The following is a 15,401-nucleotide window of genomic DNA, read 5'->3' as shown; positions in this document are numbered from 1 at the left end:
GGCTCCGGTTGCGGGGCGGCCGACCGGGCGCACCCCGGGGGAGGGCGTGTCAGCCCTCTCTTGCGGCCTTTTTGGCGGCCAGGGCATCGGCTACGGATGCCGGCACAAACTGGTTTACGTCGCCGCCCAGCAGCGCGATTTCGCGCACCAGGCTGCTGGAGATGAATGACAGGTGTTCGGCGGGCGTCAGGAAGACGGTTTCCAGCTCGGGAGCCAGTTTGCGGTTCATGTTGGCCAGCTGGAATTCATACTCGAAATCCGAGACCGCTCGCAGTCCGCGCAACAGGATATTGGCCTTCTGCTCCTGGCAGAAAAACGCCAGCAGTTTCGAAAAGCCGACCACTCTGACGTTGGAAAGGTGGCCCAGGCATTGTTCGGCCAGCGCCACCCGCTCGTCGATGCTGAACAGGGGGCCTTTTTTCTCGCTGACCGCGACAGCCACGATGACTTCGTCAAACATGGCGGCGGCGCGTTCCACCAGATCCTTGTGGCCATTGGTGATCGGGTCGAAGGTGCCGGGGTAGACAACACGGTTGGTCATGGCAAGCGGCTCTCAGCAGACAACAACAATGCGGCGAGCATACAGGAATCGGCCACGGGGCTCACCCCGTGGTCAGTTGCTCCGCCAGCCGTGAGGCATTGCGCGCGCTGATGCTGTAGATCGTCAGCTGGGGATTGACCCCCAGGCTGGTCGGCAGCACTGAGCCATCGAACACATACAGGTTCTCCAGCTGCCGGAAGCGGCCAGTGCTGTCCGTCACGCACAGACGCTCGTCTTCGCCCATGGCGCAGCCGCCCATCACGTGGGCGCTGCCCATCAGGGCAAAGTGCGCTTCATAGGTGTAGTCGCGTATGGCGTCGCGCGCCTCGGCCCAGCTGTCGTGGTACTGCGCCTGGGAATGACGTGCCCGCACCTTGCGGGCGCCGGCGGCAAAATGCATCTCTGTCTGGGAAAGCAGGCTGTGCCGCACACCCTCCATCAGGTAGGCGTTGATCGGGTAGTCCACCACGGGCGTGCCGTCCGTGCGCAACTCGACGTTCCCGCCAGGGCAATCGTCGTGGAAGCCGTCGCGCAGCATGCCAATACTGGCGGACAAGTGGGGCAGCTCGCGCATCTCTTCCTGCATACGCTGGCCGTGGGTATCCAGCAGTACCGAGGTAATGCCGGGGTGCACGGGCATCACCTCGAGCTTGTAGCCCGCCTTGCCGGTCACGCCGTCACGCCAGGTAAATTCATCGGAATACAGCGACTGTGGCGCGCCGTAATAGCCGGCGATTTCCTCGTCATAAACCCCGAACGACGAGGTCGTGACATGCAGGGTGGTGCGCTGGCCGATACGGCCATGGGGGTCCGGCAGGTCTGAGCGCAGCAGCAGGCCCGGCGTATTGATGCCGCCACCTGCGGCAATGACGGCCCGCGCGCGCACCGTGCAGGTATGGCCATTGGGCTGCCGGTCTGCGCCGAGCAGCGTGCATTCCACGGCGGTGACGCGCTTGCCATCATGGTGCAGCCGCGCGGCTTCGGCGCTGTGCACCAGGGTGGCGCCCGCCTTCATGGCCTCGGGCAAGGTGGTCACCAGCATCGACATCTTGGCGTTGGTCGGGCAGCCGGTGCCGCAGTAACCCAGGTTCCAGCAGCCATCCACGTTGCGGGGAATCACATCCCAGTGCCAGCCGAGTTTTTCAGCGGCACGCTGGATCACGGCATTGTTGGCGTTCGGGGGTATCACCCAGCGGCTGACTTTCAGGCGCTGCTCCATGCGCTCGAACCAGGGCGCCATGTCTTCAGGGCGCAGGCCCTGCACGCCGAAAGCGTCGTGCCAGTGATTCAGCGTTTGCGCCGGAGTGCGGAAGCTGGAGGTCCAGTTGACCACGGTGGTACCGCCTACGGCGCGACCCTGCAGGATGGAAATGGCCGCATCCTTGGTGGTGCGTGTTGCGCCTTCCTGATACAGGTCTCGATAGGCCTCGGCCTCCTTCATGTCGAAGGCATCGGAGCTTTTCAGCCGCGCGGCTTCGATCATGATGACCTTGAGGCCCGCCTGGCTGAGGATTTCCGCACTGACCCCGCCGCCGGCGCCGGTGCCGATGATGACGACGTCGGCCTCAAGCGCCAGATCGCGATCGGTCACGGCACCGTCAATCACATCCCAGCCGTCGGCAACGCCATCCACCCAGGGGTCGCGGATACCGCGAATTTCAAGCGAGGAAAGATTTTGTGTCATGCGGCGACTACCTTCTTCGGCGGACCGGGGTAGCCGGTGCTGCGCGCACCTTCCTCGGTCAGGTACCAGGCCCAGGCGAGTGGCTGGTGAATGGCGCGCAAGGCGAGCCGTGCCAGGCCGTTATCGCGTTGCGACCAGTGGGCAACAGTCTGTGTCAGGGTGTCGAGGTCCTGGCGATGGAAGGCGCGCCAGGTGCCTGTAAAGAACCACCGCGCCGGGCCGATGCGCAGGGCATCCAGCAACTGGAACAGGTCGGCACGCGCGCCGGCGACGGCACTGTCCAGCAGCAGGTCCATCTGCTGCAGCGCCTGTTCCACCCGCTCCTCGGTGGCGACGAAGGCGCCAGCCAGCAAGACAGGCACCAGCGGGCGCAGCAGCGTCAGATCGCTGTCGCGCAAATGTCGGTAACCGGTGGCGGGCGTACTGGTGCGGCTGCAACCGCTGACCCCGGCGAGTGTGGCGCCAGAGGCCACCACCGCCGACCCCATCATGGAAAAGCGGATGAAGTCCCGGCGGCTTACACCGCCGGGTACCGGCACTTGACCGGCGTTCTGCGCATCCATGACCGGGTCACTTCATCAGGTACTTGTAGATGAAGCGGTGCATGCCACGGCCGAACGGCGGCAGGATATTGCGTGTGGCATTCATGCGGCCCTTGCGGAACACCCCTTTGGCCTTGCTGAAGGTGTAGAAACCTTCCGGGCCGTGATAATGCCCCATGCCGGAATCGCCGACGCCGCCGAAGGGCAGATCATCAATGCCCACGTGGCTCATGGTGTCGTTCAGGCAAACGCCGCCGGAATGGGTGTTGTTGAGCACATACTGGGCGCGTTCGCTGTTCCAGTCGAAGTAATACAGCGCCAGCGGGCGCGGGCGATCGTTGATGTAGTCGATGGCCTGATCGAGGTTGTCGTAGGGCTGCACGATCATCAGCGGGCCGAAAATTTCGTCCTGGGCGATCTTCATGTCGTCCGTGACATCCAGCACCAGGGTAAACGGCATCTTGCGCGTGTTGCTGAAGTCTTCGTTGGCCGGGTTGATCTCGACGATTCGCGCCCCCTTGGCGCGGGCATCCTCGATGTAACCGCTCAGCCGCGAGTGCTGACGATCGTTGATGACACTGGTGACGTCCGGGTTGTTGACGATGCTCGGATACATCTGGCCCACCTGGGCGCGGAACGCATCGATGAATTCGTCAACCCGGTTGCGCGGGCACATCACGTAATCCGGCGCCACGCAGGTCTGACCGGCATTGAAGCACTTGCCGAAGGCAATGCGTTCCACGGCATCCTTCATCGGGAAATCCTCGCCGATGATGGTGGGGCTCTTGCCGCCCAGCTCCAGCGTGACCGGGGTCAGGTTCTCGGCGGCGGCGCGCATGATGTGGCGGCCGACCGAGGTGGAGCCGGTAAACAGCAGGTGGTCGAACGGCAGGCGCGAGAACGCGACGCCGACCTCAACGTCCCCGTTGACCACCACCACGTGATCGTCGCCGAAGGTTTTCGCGATCAGTTGCTGCAGCAGCTCGCCGATATGCGGGGTGGCTTCACTCATCTTGATCATCACCCGGTTGCCCGCAGCGAGCGCGGCCAGCAGCGGCCCGACGGCGAGATACACCGGGTAGTTCCAGGGCACGATCACGCCGATCACGCCGAGCGGCTGGTAGACCACACTGGAGGCACCGGGGAAGCCCATGCTGCCGGAGGCGCGCTTTTGCGGCTTCATCAGCTTGCGCACGCGCTTGCTGTAGTACTTGATGCCTTCCAGGCTGGTCAGGATTTCGGCAATCCGGGTTTCGTCTTCGGAGCGGCCGCCGAAATCCTTGTTCAGGGCCTCGACAATCGCGTCGATATTGTCCAGCAGCATCGGTTTGATGCGCTTGAGGTGCTCGATGCGCTCTTCGGCAGTCGGGTAGGGGTGACGGCGGAATGCTGCGCGTTGCGTGTCGAACAAGGTGCGGAGCCGGGCCAGCTCGGCTTCAGGTGCGTGGATCGATTTCACTTCGGCGACCATGATTGCGCCTCCCTGGGTTTGTTATCATGAGTTGTTATCGATTCTTAGAGTAATTACTCTAACTGTCAATCTGCTCTCTGTAACCCACCCACATTGCAAAGACATTGGCCTGATATGACCGGAACACGGGAACGCATTCTGGACACCAGCCTGGCGCTGTTCAACGAACAGGGTGAGCGCAACGTCACCACCAACCATATCGCCGAGGCCCTGGGCATCAGCCCTGGCAACCTGTACTACCACTTCCGCAACAAGGCGCAGATCGTGTTCAGCCTGTTCGAGCGCTATGAGGCGCTGGTGACCGGCTTTCTTAGCGTACCCGAAGGGCGAGCGCTGACCTGGGAAGACAAGATCGGCTATTTCGAGGCCATCCTGCAGAGCATGTGGGGGGCGCGCTTCTTCCACCGGGACCTGGGGCATCTGCTCAATCAGGATCCGCACCTGCGTGAGCGCTATGGCCAGTTCGTGCGTCAGAGCATGGATCGCGGGCTGGGGGTCTATGAAGGGCTGCGTGCGGCGGGGCTGGTGGAGGCCAGTGACGAAACGCTCAGGGCCCTGCTGGTCAATACCTGGGTGCTGACCGCGTCCTGGGCTAGCTTTGTCCACAGCCTGGTGCCGCCGGACCGGCAGAGCGAGGCGCTGGACAGGACACTGTTGAGTCAGGGCATCTATCAGGTGATCTGTCTGGAGGCGCCTTACTTGCGTGGCGAGGCCGCAGACCACCTTGAGGACATGAAGGCGCGCTACCGGATGGGCCGCGGCGATACGCTGGATCTGCTGTTCACACCTTGAGCCAGGGGCGCAGGAAGGCCGGGATACGTGACTCCAGCCAGTACTCCGGGTTTCTCGGGCTGCCGCCCACAAAACCCACATGCCCGCCGTGGGGGCTGATTTCCAGCGTGACCGCGCTGCTTACCCGGGAGGCAGGCGGAATCACGTCGGGGACCATGAACGGGTCGTCCTCGGCATGCAGGATCAGTGTCGGTACGGTGATGCGATCCAGCTTCTCCCCCGCGCTGCAACGCGCGTAATAATCGCCGGCGTCGCGAAAGCCATGCAAGGGCGCCACGATACGGTCATCGAATTCGCGAAAGGTACGAATACCGTCCAGCGGTCCCAGCTGCTGAAGGCGGCGCGCTTCGTGGGGGGCCAGGACTTTCAGTTTTTCGTGCTTCTGCTGCAATTGTTCCAGCAACTCGCCGAGCAACCGGTTGCGGTAGACCCGTGAGAAGCCCCGGTCCAGTTGTGCGGAGCAGGGGGCCAACTGCAACGGGACCGACACGGCCACAGCGGCAGCGACGCAGCGTGCGGGCTTGTCCGCGAGGTAATTCAGCAGGCGGCTGCCGCCCAGGGAATAGCCGACGGCCAGCACCGGGCCATGGCCGTTGCGCTCCGCCAGCGACGAGATCACATCGGCCACATCCCGGGTCTCCCCGGCATGGTAGATGTCGGCCCGGTCGTTGTGACGGCGCGCTGTGCCGCGGGCATTCATCACCACACTGGTCACGCCAAGATCGGCGAGGCGTGCCTGCAGGCCGCGGGCATAATGCGAGTCATAGCAGCCGGACAGGCCGTGCAGGATCAGTACCACGGGGGAGCCCGCGCCCAGCGTCGGGCCGGCCCAGGTCAGCCACAGGTGGTCGCCATCACGCAGCGCCAGTTTTTCCTCGCGGCGGAGCAACGGCAGCGGCCGCCGGAACAGAGGGCCCCAGATCGTCTGCAGGTGGCGCGAGCGCAGCAGCCGGTGCGGATGGAACGGCGCCGTTGTGGCGCCGTGGAGGCGTGCGGCAAGGTCAGTGGCTGAAGGGCTCATCAAAACGGGTCCACCTCACATCATCAATACTTCACGGTGCAGCCGTACGGGCGCGTGACGGCGGGGTCCGGGGTATGGCCATCGAGGACTGCCCGGGCGGCGTTCGCGAGATAGGGCGTGGCGCCCGGGATATCTGCCGGATCGGCGCTGGGGTTGCTGTCGATACCGCCCATGAAGCGCAGCACCCCGTCTGCGTCGATCACATACATGTGCGGGGTGGTCCGCGCGTCGTAGGCGCGTCCCATGTCGCCGCTCTCATCCAGCAGCACGGCGGTGGGGGCAGCATGGCGGTCACGTGTGAGGGCGTCGGCCTGATCGGGGGACACATGCCCCTGCTTGCCCGGTGCCGACGAAATGACGGTCAGCCAGACGGCACCGTTTTCAGTATAGCGGCGCTGCAACTGCTGCATGTTGTCGCTGACGTAGTGCTTCTTCACGAAGGGGCAGTCGTGGTTGGTCCACTCCAGAATCACGGTCTGTCCGGAAAAATCAGCCAGGCTGTGGGTCTGTCCGGCGGTATCGATGACAGAGAAGTCCGGGGCGGGCTGGCCCACGCGGGGTGCAGCATGGGCCGCGCCCAGGGTCAGTGCGAGCAGGCAGCCTGTGAGGGCAAGGTGCAGGGATTTCATGGGTAGCGCTCCATATCTGTTGATCGTGTCAGGGGTTGGCGGCGCGGCTCACCGCATCGCGTACCAGGGTCGGTGTCAGTACCTGCGGCAGGACCTGCGGTGCGCCGCCGCCGCGTGGATACAGCACATACAAGGGCACGCCGTTGCGTCCGTAGCCGGCCAGGTACTCGGTAATGTCCGGGTCCTGGCGGGTCCAGTCGCCCTTGAGATAAGAGACGCCGCCGTCCGTCAAGGCGGCGCGAACCATGTCAGTGTCCAGTGCCACGCGCTCGTTGGCCAGGCAGGTGATGCACCAGTCAGCAGTCATGTTGACCAGCACCGGCTCCCCGGCGGCACGCAGCGCTGCCAGACGCTGCGGCGTCCAGCGATCATCGTCAGCGGTCACGGCGATGGTGGCCTGTTGTCCGCTGGCCTGCCACAGGGGCCACAGTGCCGCCAGCATCACCAGGGCGGCGGCCAGCCGCAGGCGTTGGCGGCCGTGCTGGCCGAGCCCCCACAGCCACAGACCCAGCGCCAGCACCACCAGACCGGCCAGGGCGAAGGTCAGCCCATCAATGCCCACCTGGCGGCCCAGCACCCAGAGTAACCAGACGCCGGTGAGAAACAGCGGGAAAGCCATGGCTTGCCGGAAGATGCCCATCCACGGGCCGGGTTTCGGCAAGCGCCGGGCGAGTGCCGGGACAAACCCGATCAGCAGGAACGGGAAGGCCAGGCCCAGGCCCAGCGCGGCGAAAATGCCCAGCGCGACCGGCGCCGGTTGGGTGACGGCGAACCCGAGCGCGGTGCCCATGAAGGGCGCGGTGCAAGGGCTGGCGACCACCACGGCCAGAACGCCGGTAAAGAAGCTGCCACGCAGGCCGGTGTCGCGGGTCAGTGTTTCGCCGGCGCCCATCCAGCCCGCACCCAACTGCACCACGCCCATGAGGGCCAGCCCCAGCGCGAACATGAGGTAGGCCAGTCCGCCGACCACCATGGGGGTTTGCAACTGGAAGCCCCAGCCCAGGGCGGCGCCCCCGGCGCGCAGCGCCAGCAGCAAGGCGGCAATGACAAGGAAGCAGGCGAGCACGCCAGCGGTGTATGCCAGGGCATGTCCACGATGCCCGCCGTGGCGGGCCAGGCCGAGTGCTTTCAGAGAGAGCACCGGGAAGACGCACGGCATCAGGTTCAGCAACACGCCGCCGCCGAAGGCCAGCAGCAGGGCCAGCAGCCGCGTGGGTACCGTGTCGGTGGCGCTGTCTGCGCGGTCCTCACCGGTGGGCGGCGCTTCAGTGCCACCCACGGTCAGCGACCAGGCGCCATTGGCGTCGCGCAGTACCGCCGGGAACTGCGCCGGAGTGGTGTGGAAGTAGACGTTCAGCGGCTGGCGGATGATCAGGTTGCCGTGTTCATCGGTGGAAAACTGCTGGTTTTCGGCATGTTCCACCAGCTCGGTGGTGCCGGGGAAGAATTGCAGTGGCGGCGTCAGTGGGCGGTCGGGGGCGACGGTGACTTCAAGCCAGGTCGCTTCGATGCTGAAGGCAGCGGGCCAGTCTGCCGCCTGCGGCTGGCGCGCGCGGGCGCGCTGGAACAACGCCGTGTGCGCGGACAGGTCGGTGATGTCGCCCACGGGCAGGGTCAGGCTGAGCTCGGCGTCGCCCGGAATGCACTCCACTTCGCAGACCAGCCAGCGGGCCTGGGCGGTCAGGGTCACGCTATCGTCTTGCGCGATCTCCAGGGGCAGAGTGATGTCGCTGAGCAGGAGGGTTTCGCCCTCGAAACCGTAATTGACCAGATGTTCCACCGGCAAGCGGTCCGGCACCGGCCACTGGATCGGCCCGGCCTCGGCGCCGTCCGGCAAGGTCCAGTCGATACGGGTCTCCAGGCCGGAGTCGCCCGGGTTCATCCAGTAAGTGTGCCAGCCCTCGTCGGGCTGCAGACGCAACGCCAGGGTCAGCGTATCGCCCGGCGCGACACGGTCGGCGTCACTGAACAGTTCGGCGCGGATGTGCGGGGCCTCGACCTCGCCTGAACGGGCCGGGTCGCCGACGGCCTGGGCGGCCAGGGCGCAGAGCCCCAGGAGCAGGGTGAGGCGTCGCGATGTCCGGGCCATGCCGGTTCTCCTTCAGTTCAGGACGGTGCGTTCGGGGCATCCGGCTGTCGACGGTACAGGCAAGCGCGCACGTCGCCGCCGAGCTTCTCCTTTTCCAGATGCCAGTTTACCGGCACCGCCGGGGCAGGATCATGACGCCGTGTTTCGACATAGATGAGCGCCTCCCGGCTGAGCCAGCCGCCCCGCTCCAGAGCGTCGCAGGCGGGCGGGACCAGCCCCAGGTCATAGGGCGGGTCAATGAACGCCAGGTCAAAGGGCGCCGGTGGCGCGCCGCGGGCGAGCCATGTCAGGGCGTCGGCGCATTCGACCCGCAGGGTGGCGCCGAACAGCGGTTGCAGCTGGCGCGTCAGGTCACTGGCGCGTTCGCGCTTCTTTTCCACCAGCACGGCTGATGCCGCGCCCCGGGACAGCGCTTCGGCGCCGAGCACGCCAGACCCGGCAAACAGATCCAGTACCCGGCGCCCGCGTATTTCGAACTGCAACCAGTTGAACAGGGTTTCGCGTAGCCGGTCCCCACTGGGGCGCAAGTCGCCGCCCTGATCGGTGAACTGCAATCGGCGGCCCCGGTGCTGGCCGCCGATGATGCGCACGCTGCCCTTGCTGGTGGTCATGGCAGGGTCCTCATTCGGCGCCGTCCGGATCGTCATCGGGCAGCCGAGCCTCGGGAGCGCGCGGTCCGATGCTGGCGATCGCCAGCCGGGTCGGATCCAGATGACGGCGCAGGGCCGTGCGGATCTGTTCCGCTGTCACGGCGGCGATGTCCCGCTGGAACTGGTCCATGTAGTCCAGCGGCAGGTCGTAGAAGCCGATGGAGCCCAGCTGGCCGACGATGGCACTGTTCGAGGCTGTGCTCATGGCAAAGCTGCCGGTCAGGTAATCAATGGCACGCTGCACCTGTTCGTCCGTGGGGCCCTCCTCGACAAACTGCTCGAGCAGCGACAGGGTCAGGCCCAACGCCTCGTCGGCGTTGTCGTTGCCGGTCTGCAGGGCAATCTGGAACGGCGCTGCGGCCGCCATCGGCGTAATGGACGAGGAAATGCCATACACCAGGCCACGGCGCTGCCGCACTTCGTCCATCAGCACAGCACTGAAGCCGCCCCCGCCGAAGACGTGGTTGCCCACGTACAGCGGCACATAGTCCTCATGATCCCGGCTGATGACCTGGGTGCCGATCTGGATATGCGTTTGCGAGGAATTGAAGGTGATGTGGCGGCGGGTCGATTCGGCGGGCGGTTCGGCCTGCGGCAGGGCGGGCGCGCGGCCGCCCTCGGGCAAGGCGCTGCTCAGGCGGTTGGCCAGAGCGCGTGCCTCCGCTTCGCTCAGCGCGCCGACCACGGCAATCACGGCGTTCCCGGCGGTGTAGAAGTCCCGGTAGAAGCGCTGCAGATCGTCCCGGCGCAGACGCGGCAGGCTTTCCAGCGTGCCGGACGAAGGAATGCCATAGGGATGGGCACCAAACAGGGTCTCCTGGAAGGCCCGGGAGACCTGCGGGCCGGGAACCTGTTGCTGCATCAGCAGACCCTGCTGCATGCGCGTGCGCACCCGGTTCAGCGCATCCTCGGGGAAGTCCGGCGCGCGCAGGATCCGCGCCGTCAGCGCCAGTGCCGGTTCGAGAAATTCGGCGTCGTTGAGCGACGTCAGGGTTACCAGGGCCATGTCCCGGTGGCTGCTGCTGCCGAAGCGAGCCCCGAGGTCCTCGAAACCGCTGGCGATCTCGTCCACGCCCATGCCGTCCGCGCCCTGATCCAGCAGGGCATTGGTGAGGGAGGCGAGCCCGGCGAGATCGCCGTCGCGGGCGCTGCCGGCATTGAAGACCAGTCGCACATCCACCATCGGCAGCTGGTCGGTCTGCACATGCAGGACCCGGCTGCCCGCGTCGGTCTGCCAGTGCTGGATGGCCAGCTCCCGGCGGCCCGGCTGCGCCGCTTCCACCTCGGCCAGCGATACCGGGAAGGAGACCGGGGCGGCTGAGGTGTCGCGATCATGAGTACGGCTGGCCACCACCATGACCAGGACGATCAGCACCGGTACGGCGATCAACGCTGCTACATAACGGGAATCACTCATCGTGGGTGGCCTCACTGACCTGGGGTTGCACATGGGCCACAGCGCGGCGCTGGGCAACGAGATAACGGCGGGCCGCCGCACTCACCTCTTCCGGCGTCACGGCGGCCAGCGCCTCAGCCATATTGGCGCGCAGGCGCCAGTCCACACCGAGCATGGACAGATAGCCCAACTCCATGGCCTGACCGAACAGCGAATCCTGGCCAAAGACATGGCTGGCCAGGACCTGGGCACGGACCCGATCGAGTTCGGACTGCGCTGGCGGTGTCTCGGCGATGGCGCGGATTTCGGCCTCGATGGCGGCCTCCAGATCGTCCAGCATGACACCCGGATTGGGGGTGGCGCTGACCACAAATACCCCATCGCCCCGTGCCAGGCCCTGATAGCTGGCGCCCGCGCCTGCGGCCAGGCGCTGACCGCGCACGAGGTTGCGCTCGATGCGCGCACTGCTGCCGCCGTCGAGCACGCCGCTGAGCATGCTCAGCACGTAAAACTCGTGGGGATCTTCAGCCGTGCGCAGCGACGGCAGGTTCCAGCCCATGTACAGCGTCGGCACCTGCACCGGCAGCACCAGGTTCAGGCGCCGCTCGCCCGCGATGTCAGCCTGCCGGGGTTCTGGCCGCGAAGGCACCGGGCGGGCGGGAATCCTGCCGAAGAAGCGTTCGACCTGGGGTTTGACCTGATCCAGGGTGACATCACCGACGATCACCAGGGTGGCGTTCCCGGGCATGTACCAGCGCTCGTACCAGTGCTGGGCCATGTCCGGCTGATACTGCTCGATCTCCCGGCGCCAGCCAATGATCGGGTGGGCATAGCCGGTCCCCGGGCGCAGGATGCCGGTGAATTTTTCCCAGGCCAGCGCGTTGGGGTTGTCATCGGTGCGCTGGCGCCGCTCTTCCAGCACCACCTGGATCTCGCGCTGGAATTCCTCCGGGTCGATGCGCAGGTTGGTCATGCGCTCGGCTTCCAGTTCCAGCGCCAGCGGCAGGCGTGACGCCTCATACTGCTGGTAATAGCCGGTGTACTCGTACGCGGTAAAGGCATTGCTCTGGCCACCAAAACGGGCCACCAGAGCAGAATAGTCGCCGGGGGTGAGGTGCTTCGTGTCCTTGAACAGCATGTGTTCCAGCATGTGGCTGATGCCGGTCATGCCCGGCGGCTCATCGATGCTGCCCACTCGATACCAGAGCATGACCACGGCCACGGGCGCGCGGTGATCCTCGCGCACCATCACATTCAGGCCGTTGCCCAGGGTGAATTCATGGGTCGGCGGGACTTCGCCCCGGGCGCTGGCGATCAGGCCGCCCAAGGCGAGCAGGGCCATCATGACCCGGATCAGAGGTGTCGCTGGAAGTCGTCTCATAAGCGGGCTGCGCGTCTCTCTGCGTTTCTATGGGTGTGGCGGGATGATAGGATAGCCCGGCCCCTGGTGTCCTGCGCTGTGTCGCGCATGGCCGCCGATCCCTTGCCATCATGATCTCTCGGAATGACCCAGCATGAGCGATGAAGTTTCCCGGAAACCCGATCAGGACGACGACGAGCAGCGCGATGAAGGCGGTTTCTTCTCGCGGATGTTCCGGCGGCGTCCGGAGGGCGACAGCGGCGCTGATGAGACGCCAGCATTGACGCCTGCCGATGTGGAACCCGTGAAGGACGATGATGCGGCGGCGGGTGAAAGCCTGTGGACGCGCATGAAACTGGGCCTGGGCAAGACCCGGCAGAGTTTCGGCAAAGGGCTGGCAGATCTGCTGGTCGGCGCCAAGGAAATTGATGACGAGATTTTCGAAGAGATCGAAACGCAATTGCTGGTGGCCGATGTCGGCGTTGAAGCCACCGACACCATCGTGGCGGCGCTGACCGAGCGCGTGGGCCGCAAGGAACTGGTTGATGCAGACGCGCTTTACGACGCCCTGCAGGACGAGTTGCGCAAACTGCTGGTGCCGGTGAACCAGCCGCTGGACGTGCGCGCCGATGACAAACCCTACGTCATCCTGATGGTGGGCGTGAACGGTGTCGGCAAGACCACCACCATCGGCAAGCTGGCCAAGCGCCTGCGCAATGAAGGTAAATCCGTGATGCTGGCGGCGGGCGACACCTTCCGTGCCGCCGCCGTGGAACAGCTTCAGGTGTGGGGCGAGCGCAACGACATCCCGGTGATTGCCCAGCATACCGGCGCCGATTCCGCCTCGGTGATTTTCGATGGCTTGCAGGCTGCCAAGGCGCGCGGCGTGGACGTGCTGATCGCCGATACCGCCGGGCGCCTGCATACCCGCAGCAACCTGATGGACGAACTGACCAAGGTCGTGCGGGTGATGAAAAAGCAGATGCCGGACGCCCCCCATGAGGTGCTGCTGGTACTGGATGCCGGCACCGGCCAGAATGCCATCAACCAGGCGCTGGAATTCCGCCAGGCGGTGGGCGTGACCGGCCTGGCCCTGACCAAGCTGGACGGCACCGCCAAGGGCGGCATCCTGTTTGCCCTGGCACAACGTACCGGCCTGCCGATTCGCTTTATCGGCGTGGGCGAAAAACTTGAAGACCTGCGGCCGTTCGATGCCGAGGAATTTGTCCAGGCCCTGTTCGAGGATGTCACCGGGGGATGATCCAGCTCGATCGTGTCAGCAAGCGCTACACCAGCCCGGGCATGGGCAGCAAGGATGCCCTGCGCCAGGTATCGCTGCGCCTGCCCGCCGGCGAGCTGACGTTCCTCACCGGGCATTCCGGCGCAGGCAAGAGCACCCTGCTGAAGCTGATCATGATGATCGAACGGCCCAGCGCCGGCGAGATCGTGGTGGACGGCATCCCCCTGAACCGGGTCGGCCGCAGCGGCATTCCCCTGGTGCGGCGGCGCATCGGCATGGTGCACCAGAATCACCAGCTGCTGTTCGACCGCAGCGTCTACGACAACGTCGCCCTGCCGCTGATCATCGCGGGCTTCCCCCGCGCCGACATCGGCAAGCGCGTGCGCGCCGCGCTGGACAAGGTCGGCCTGCTGAGCAAGGAAAAGCTCAACCCGATGATGCTGTCCGGCGGTGAGCAGCAACGTATCGGCATCGCCCGTGCCGTGGTCAACAAGCCACCGCTCCTGCTGGCCGACGAACCCACCGGTAACCTGGATCCCGAACTGTCGGCCGAGATCATGGACCTGTTCCGCGATTTCGCCCGCGTCGGCGTGGCCGTGATGATCGCCACCCACGACCTGTCCCTGATCGCCCGCTATCCGCACCGCCTGCTGACCCTGCGCGAAGGCACGCTGGTGGCCGATCGTGAGGAGGTGGGTCATGGCGCGTAACGCCACCCCCATAAAACCGCGCAAGCCCGCCCCGGTGACGCCGAAGCGCCCCGGCGCCCGCATCAGCCGCAGCGTCTGGCGTGATCGCCTGACCGCCTGGCGCCTGCACCACCGCGACTCCGCCCGTGACGCCCTGCAACGCATGCGCAATACCCCGGCCGCCACCGCCATGACCGTGCTGGTGATTGCCATCGCCCTGGCGCTGCCCGCCGGCATCACGGTGCTGCTGGAAAACGCCCAGGCGGCGACCCGCGACTGGGACGGCAATGCCCACCTGTCAGTCTTCCTGAAGGCCGACGTCAGCGACGCCGATCAACGCGCCCTGGCCCAGCGCTGGCAGGGACGCGACGACGTGGAACGCGCCCGCCTGGTGACCCGCGACGACGCCCTGGCGGAGTTCCGCGAACTGTCCGGATTCGGCGAAGTGTTGGACGCCCTGCCCGACAACCCCCTGCCCGCCCTCATCATGGTTTACCCCAGCGACACCCGCCCCGACGCCCTGGCGGCCCTGCAATCCACCCTCTCGGCCCTGCCGGAAGTGGATATTGCCCAGCTGGATGTGCTCTGGGTGCAGCGCCTGCACGCCATGATCGAACTGGCCGGGCGTATTGTCGGCGCCCTCACCCTGGCCCTGGCTCTGGCCGTCGTCCTGGTGGTGGTCAACACCATCCGCCTGGCCATCGAAAGCCGCCGCGACGAGATCGTCGTCATCAAGCTGGTGGGCGGCACCGACGGCTTTGTCCGCCGCCCCTTCCTCTACACCGGCTTCTGGTACGGCCTGGCCGGCGGCCTCGTGGCCGTCCTGCTGGTCCAGATCGCCCTGCTCTGGGTCGGCTCGCCCATGGACGAACTCACTTCCCTCTATGAAAGTGAATACTCGCTAATCGGCATCGGCTTCTCCAACGCGCTTATCCTGCCACTCTTCGCGGGCCTTCTCGGCCTGATGGGCGCCTGGCTGGCCGTCTCCCGACACCTCAACGACGTCGACCCCCAACTGCTCTGACTCCCTGTGCTCGACCCAGCCTGCGCACTACCGCAGCAGGAACAGAACCGCCCGTTGGCTGTTGGTTTCCGATCAGGCTGCGCGTGACGGCCCTCGGGGGACGGGTAAGGGTATTCAGGACCTTCGAGAGGCATGGATGCCGAACGAGAGCCCCCACGGACGGGTTTACGGCGTGTCCTGAATACCCTTACCCGTCCCCCGAGGGCCAGCCCTCCGAACCAAAAAGAATGGAAAGCCCTGAACCCCCGATAGCCACTGGCTATGAAGGGGAAC

14 protein-coding genes are annotated in these 15,401 nt (G+C 65.7%); 4 read left to right on the top strand and 10 right to left on the bottom strand.

Features of this window, described 5'->3' with window-relative positions; genetic code table 11:
- Nucleotides 1-49 precede the first annotated feature (49 nt).
- From coaD to DKW65_RS12275, 4 genes are all read right to left on the bottom strand, one after another.
- The gene (coaD, locus tag DKW65_RS12290) at nucleotides 50-541 is read right to left on the bottom strand and encodes a pantetheine-phosphate adenylyltransferase (protein WP_111657714.1); all 492 of its coding nucleotides are present in this window, start codon (nucleotides 539-541) and stop codon (nucleotides 50-52) included.
- A 61-nt stretch (nucleotides 542-602) separates the two neighbouring features.
- Complete coding sequence (locus DKW65_RS12285) at nucleotides 603-2,225, bottom strand: GMC family oxidoreductase (RefSeq protein WP_111657713.1); 1,623 nt, start codon at nucleotides 2,223-2,225, stop codon at nucleotides 603-605.
- Nucleotides 2,222-2,788, bottom strand: coding sequence for a Tat pathway signal protein (locus tag DKW65_RS12280; protein ID WP_111657712.1), 567 nt, complete (start codon nucleotides 2,786-2,788; stop codon nucleotides 2,222-2,224). The genes DKW65_RS12285 and DKW65_RS12280 overlap by 4 nt, the downstream gene beginning before the upstream one ends.
- 7 nt (nucleotides 2,789-2,795) lie before the next feature.
- The gene (locus DKW65_RS12275) at nucleotides 2,796-4,238 is read right to left on the bottom strand and encodes a coniferyl aldehyde dehydrogenase (protein ID WP_111657711.1); all 1,443 of its coding nucleotides are present in this window, start codon (nucleotides 4,236-4,238) and stop codon (nucleotides 2,796-2,798) included.
- A 114-nt stretch (nucleotides 4,239-4,352) separates the two neighbouring features.
- On the opposite strand from DKW65_RS12275, the gene DKW65_RS12270 reads away from it, so the two are divergent.
- Nucleotides 4,353-5,030 carry a TetR/AcrR family transcriptional regulator gene (locus tag DKW65_RS12270; RefSeq protein WP_111657710.1) on the top strand — a complete coding sequence of 226 codons (678 nt, stop codon included), beginning with the start codon at nucleotides 4,353-4,355 and terminating at the stop codon, nucleotides 5,028-5,030.
- Here the strand turns inward: DKW65_RS12270 and DKW65_RS12265 are convergent.
- The 6 genes from DKW65_RS12265 to DKW65_RS12240 are packed head-to-tail and all read right to left on the bottom strand — an operon-like array spanning nucleotide 5,020 to nucleotide 12,196.
- Complete coding sequence (locus DKW65_RS12265) at nucleotides 5,020-6,051, bottom strand: hydrolase (RefSeq protein ID WP_111657709.1); 1,032 nt, start codon at nucleotides 6,049-6,051, stop codon at nucleotides 5,020-5,022. The genes DKW65_RS12270 and DKW65_RS12265 overlap by 11 nt on opposite strands.
- A gap of 23 nt (nucleotides 6,052-6,074) precedes the next feature.
- Nucleotides 6,075-6,680, bottom strand: coding sequence for a thioredoxin family protein (locus DKW65_RS12260; RefSeq protein ID WP_111657708.1), 606 nt, complete (start codon nucleotides 6,678-6,680; stop codon nucleotides 6,075-6,077).
- Nucleotides 6,681-6,708: 28 nt separating this feature from the next.
- Nucleotides 6,709-8,769, bottom strand: coding sequence for a protein-disulfide reductase DsbD family protein (locus tag DKW65_RS12255; RefSeq protein WP_111657707.1), 2,061 nt, complete (start codon nucleotides 8,767-8,769; stop codon nucleotides 6,709-6,711).
- A 17-nt stretch (nucleotides 8,770-8,786) separates the two neighbouring features.
- On the bottom strand, nucleotides 8,787-9,380 hold the full coding sequence (rsmD, locus tag DKW65_RS12250; RefSeq protein WP_111657706.1) for a 16S rRNA (guanine(966)-N(2))-methyltransferase RsmD: 594 nt from the start codon (nucleotides 9,378-9,380) through the stop codon (nucleotides 8,787-8,789).
- Between the two features lie 10 nt (nucleotides 9,381-9,390).
- Nucleotides 9,391-10,836, bottom strand: coding sequence for a M16 family metallopeptidase (locus tag DKW65_RS12245; RefSeq protein WP_245932507.1), 1,446 nt, complete (start codon nucleotides 10,834-10,836; stop codon nucleotides 9,391-9,393).
- On the bottom strand, nucleotides 10,829-12,196 hold the full coding sequence (locus DKW65_RS12240) for a M16 family metallopeptidase (RefSeq protein WP_245932506.1): 1,368 nt from the start codon (nucleotides 12,194-12,196) through the stop codon (nucleotides 10,829-10,831). Before DKW65_RS12240 ends, DKW65_RS12245 begins: the two co-directional genes overlap by 8 nt.
- A gap of 133 nt (nucleotides 12,197-12,329) precedes the next feature.
- On the opposite strand from DKW65_RS12240, the gene ftsY reads away from it, so the two are divergent.
- The 3 genes from ftsY to ftsX are packed head-to-tail and all read left to right on the top strand — an operon-like array spanning nucleotide 12,330 to nucleotide 15,128.
- Nucleotides 12,330-13,436, top strand: a complete 1,107-nt coding sequence (gene ftsY, locus DKW65_RS12235; RefSeq protein ID WP_111657704.1) for a signal recognition particle-docking protein FtsY — start codon at nucleotides 12,330-12,332, stop codon at nucleotides 13,434-13,436.
- Nucleotides 13,433-14,125 (top strand): cell division ATP-binding protein FtsE, encoded by a 693-nt coding sequence (gene ftsE / locus DKW65_RS12230; protein ID WP_111657703.1) that lies wholly within the window; start codon nucleotides 13,433-13,435, stop codon nucleotides 14,123-14,125. Before ftsY ends, ftsE begins: the two co-directional genes overlap by 4 nt.
- Nucleotides 14,115-15,128 (top strand): permease-like cell division protein FtsX, encoded by a 1,014-nt coding sequence (gene ftsX, locus DKW65_RS12225; RefSeq protein ID WP_111657702.1) that lies wholly within the window; start codon nucleotides 14,115-14,117, stop codon nucleotides 15,126-15,128. The genes ftsE and ftsX overlap by 11 nt, the downstream gene beginning before the upstream one ends.
- Nucleotides 15,129-15,401: the final 273 nt, after the last annotated feature.

The organism is Isoalcanivorax indicus (assembly GCF_003259185.1).
Taxonomy (GTDB): Bacteria; Pseudomonadota; Gammaproteobacteria; order Pseudomonadales; family Alcanivoracaceae; genus Isoalcanivorax; species Isoalcanivorax indicus.
The sequence above is the reverse complement of the archived record's forward strand: the minus strand, read 5'-3'. Positions and strand labels throughout refer to the sequence as shown.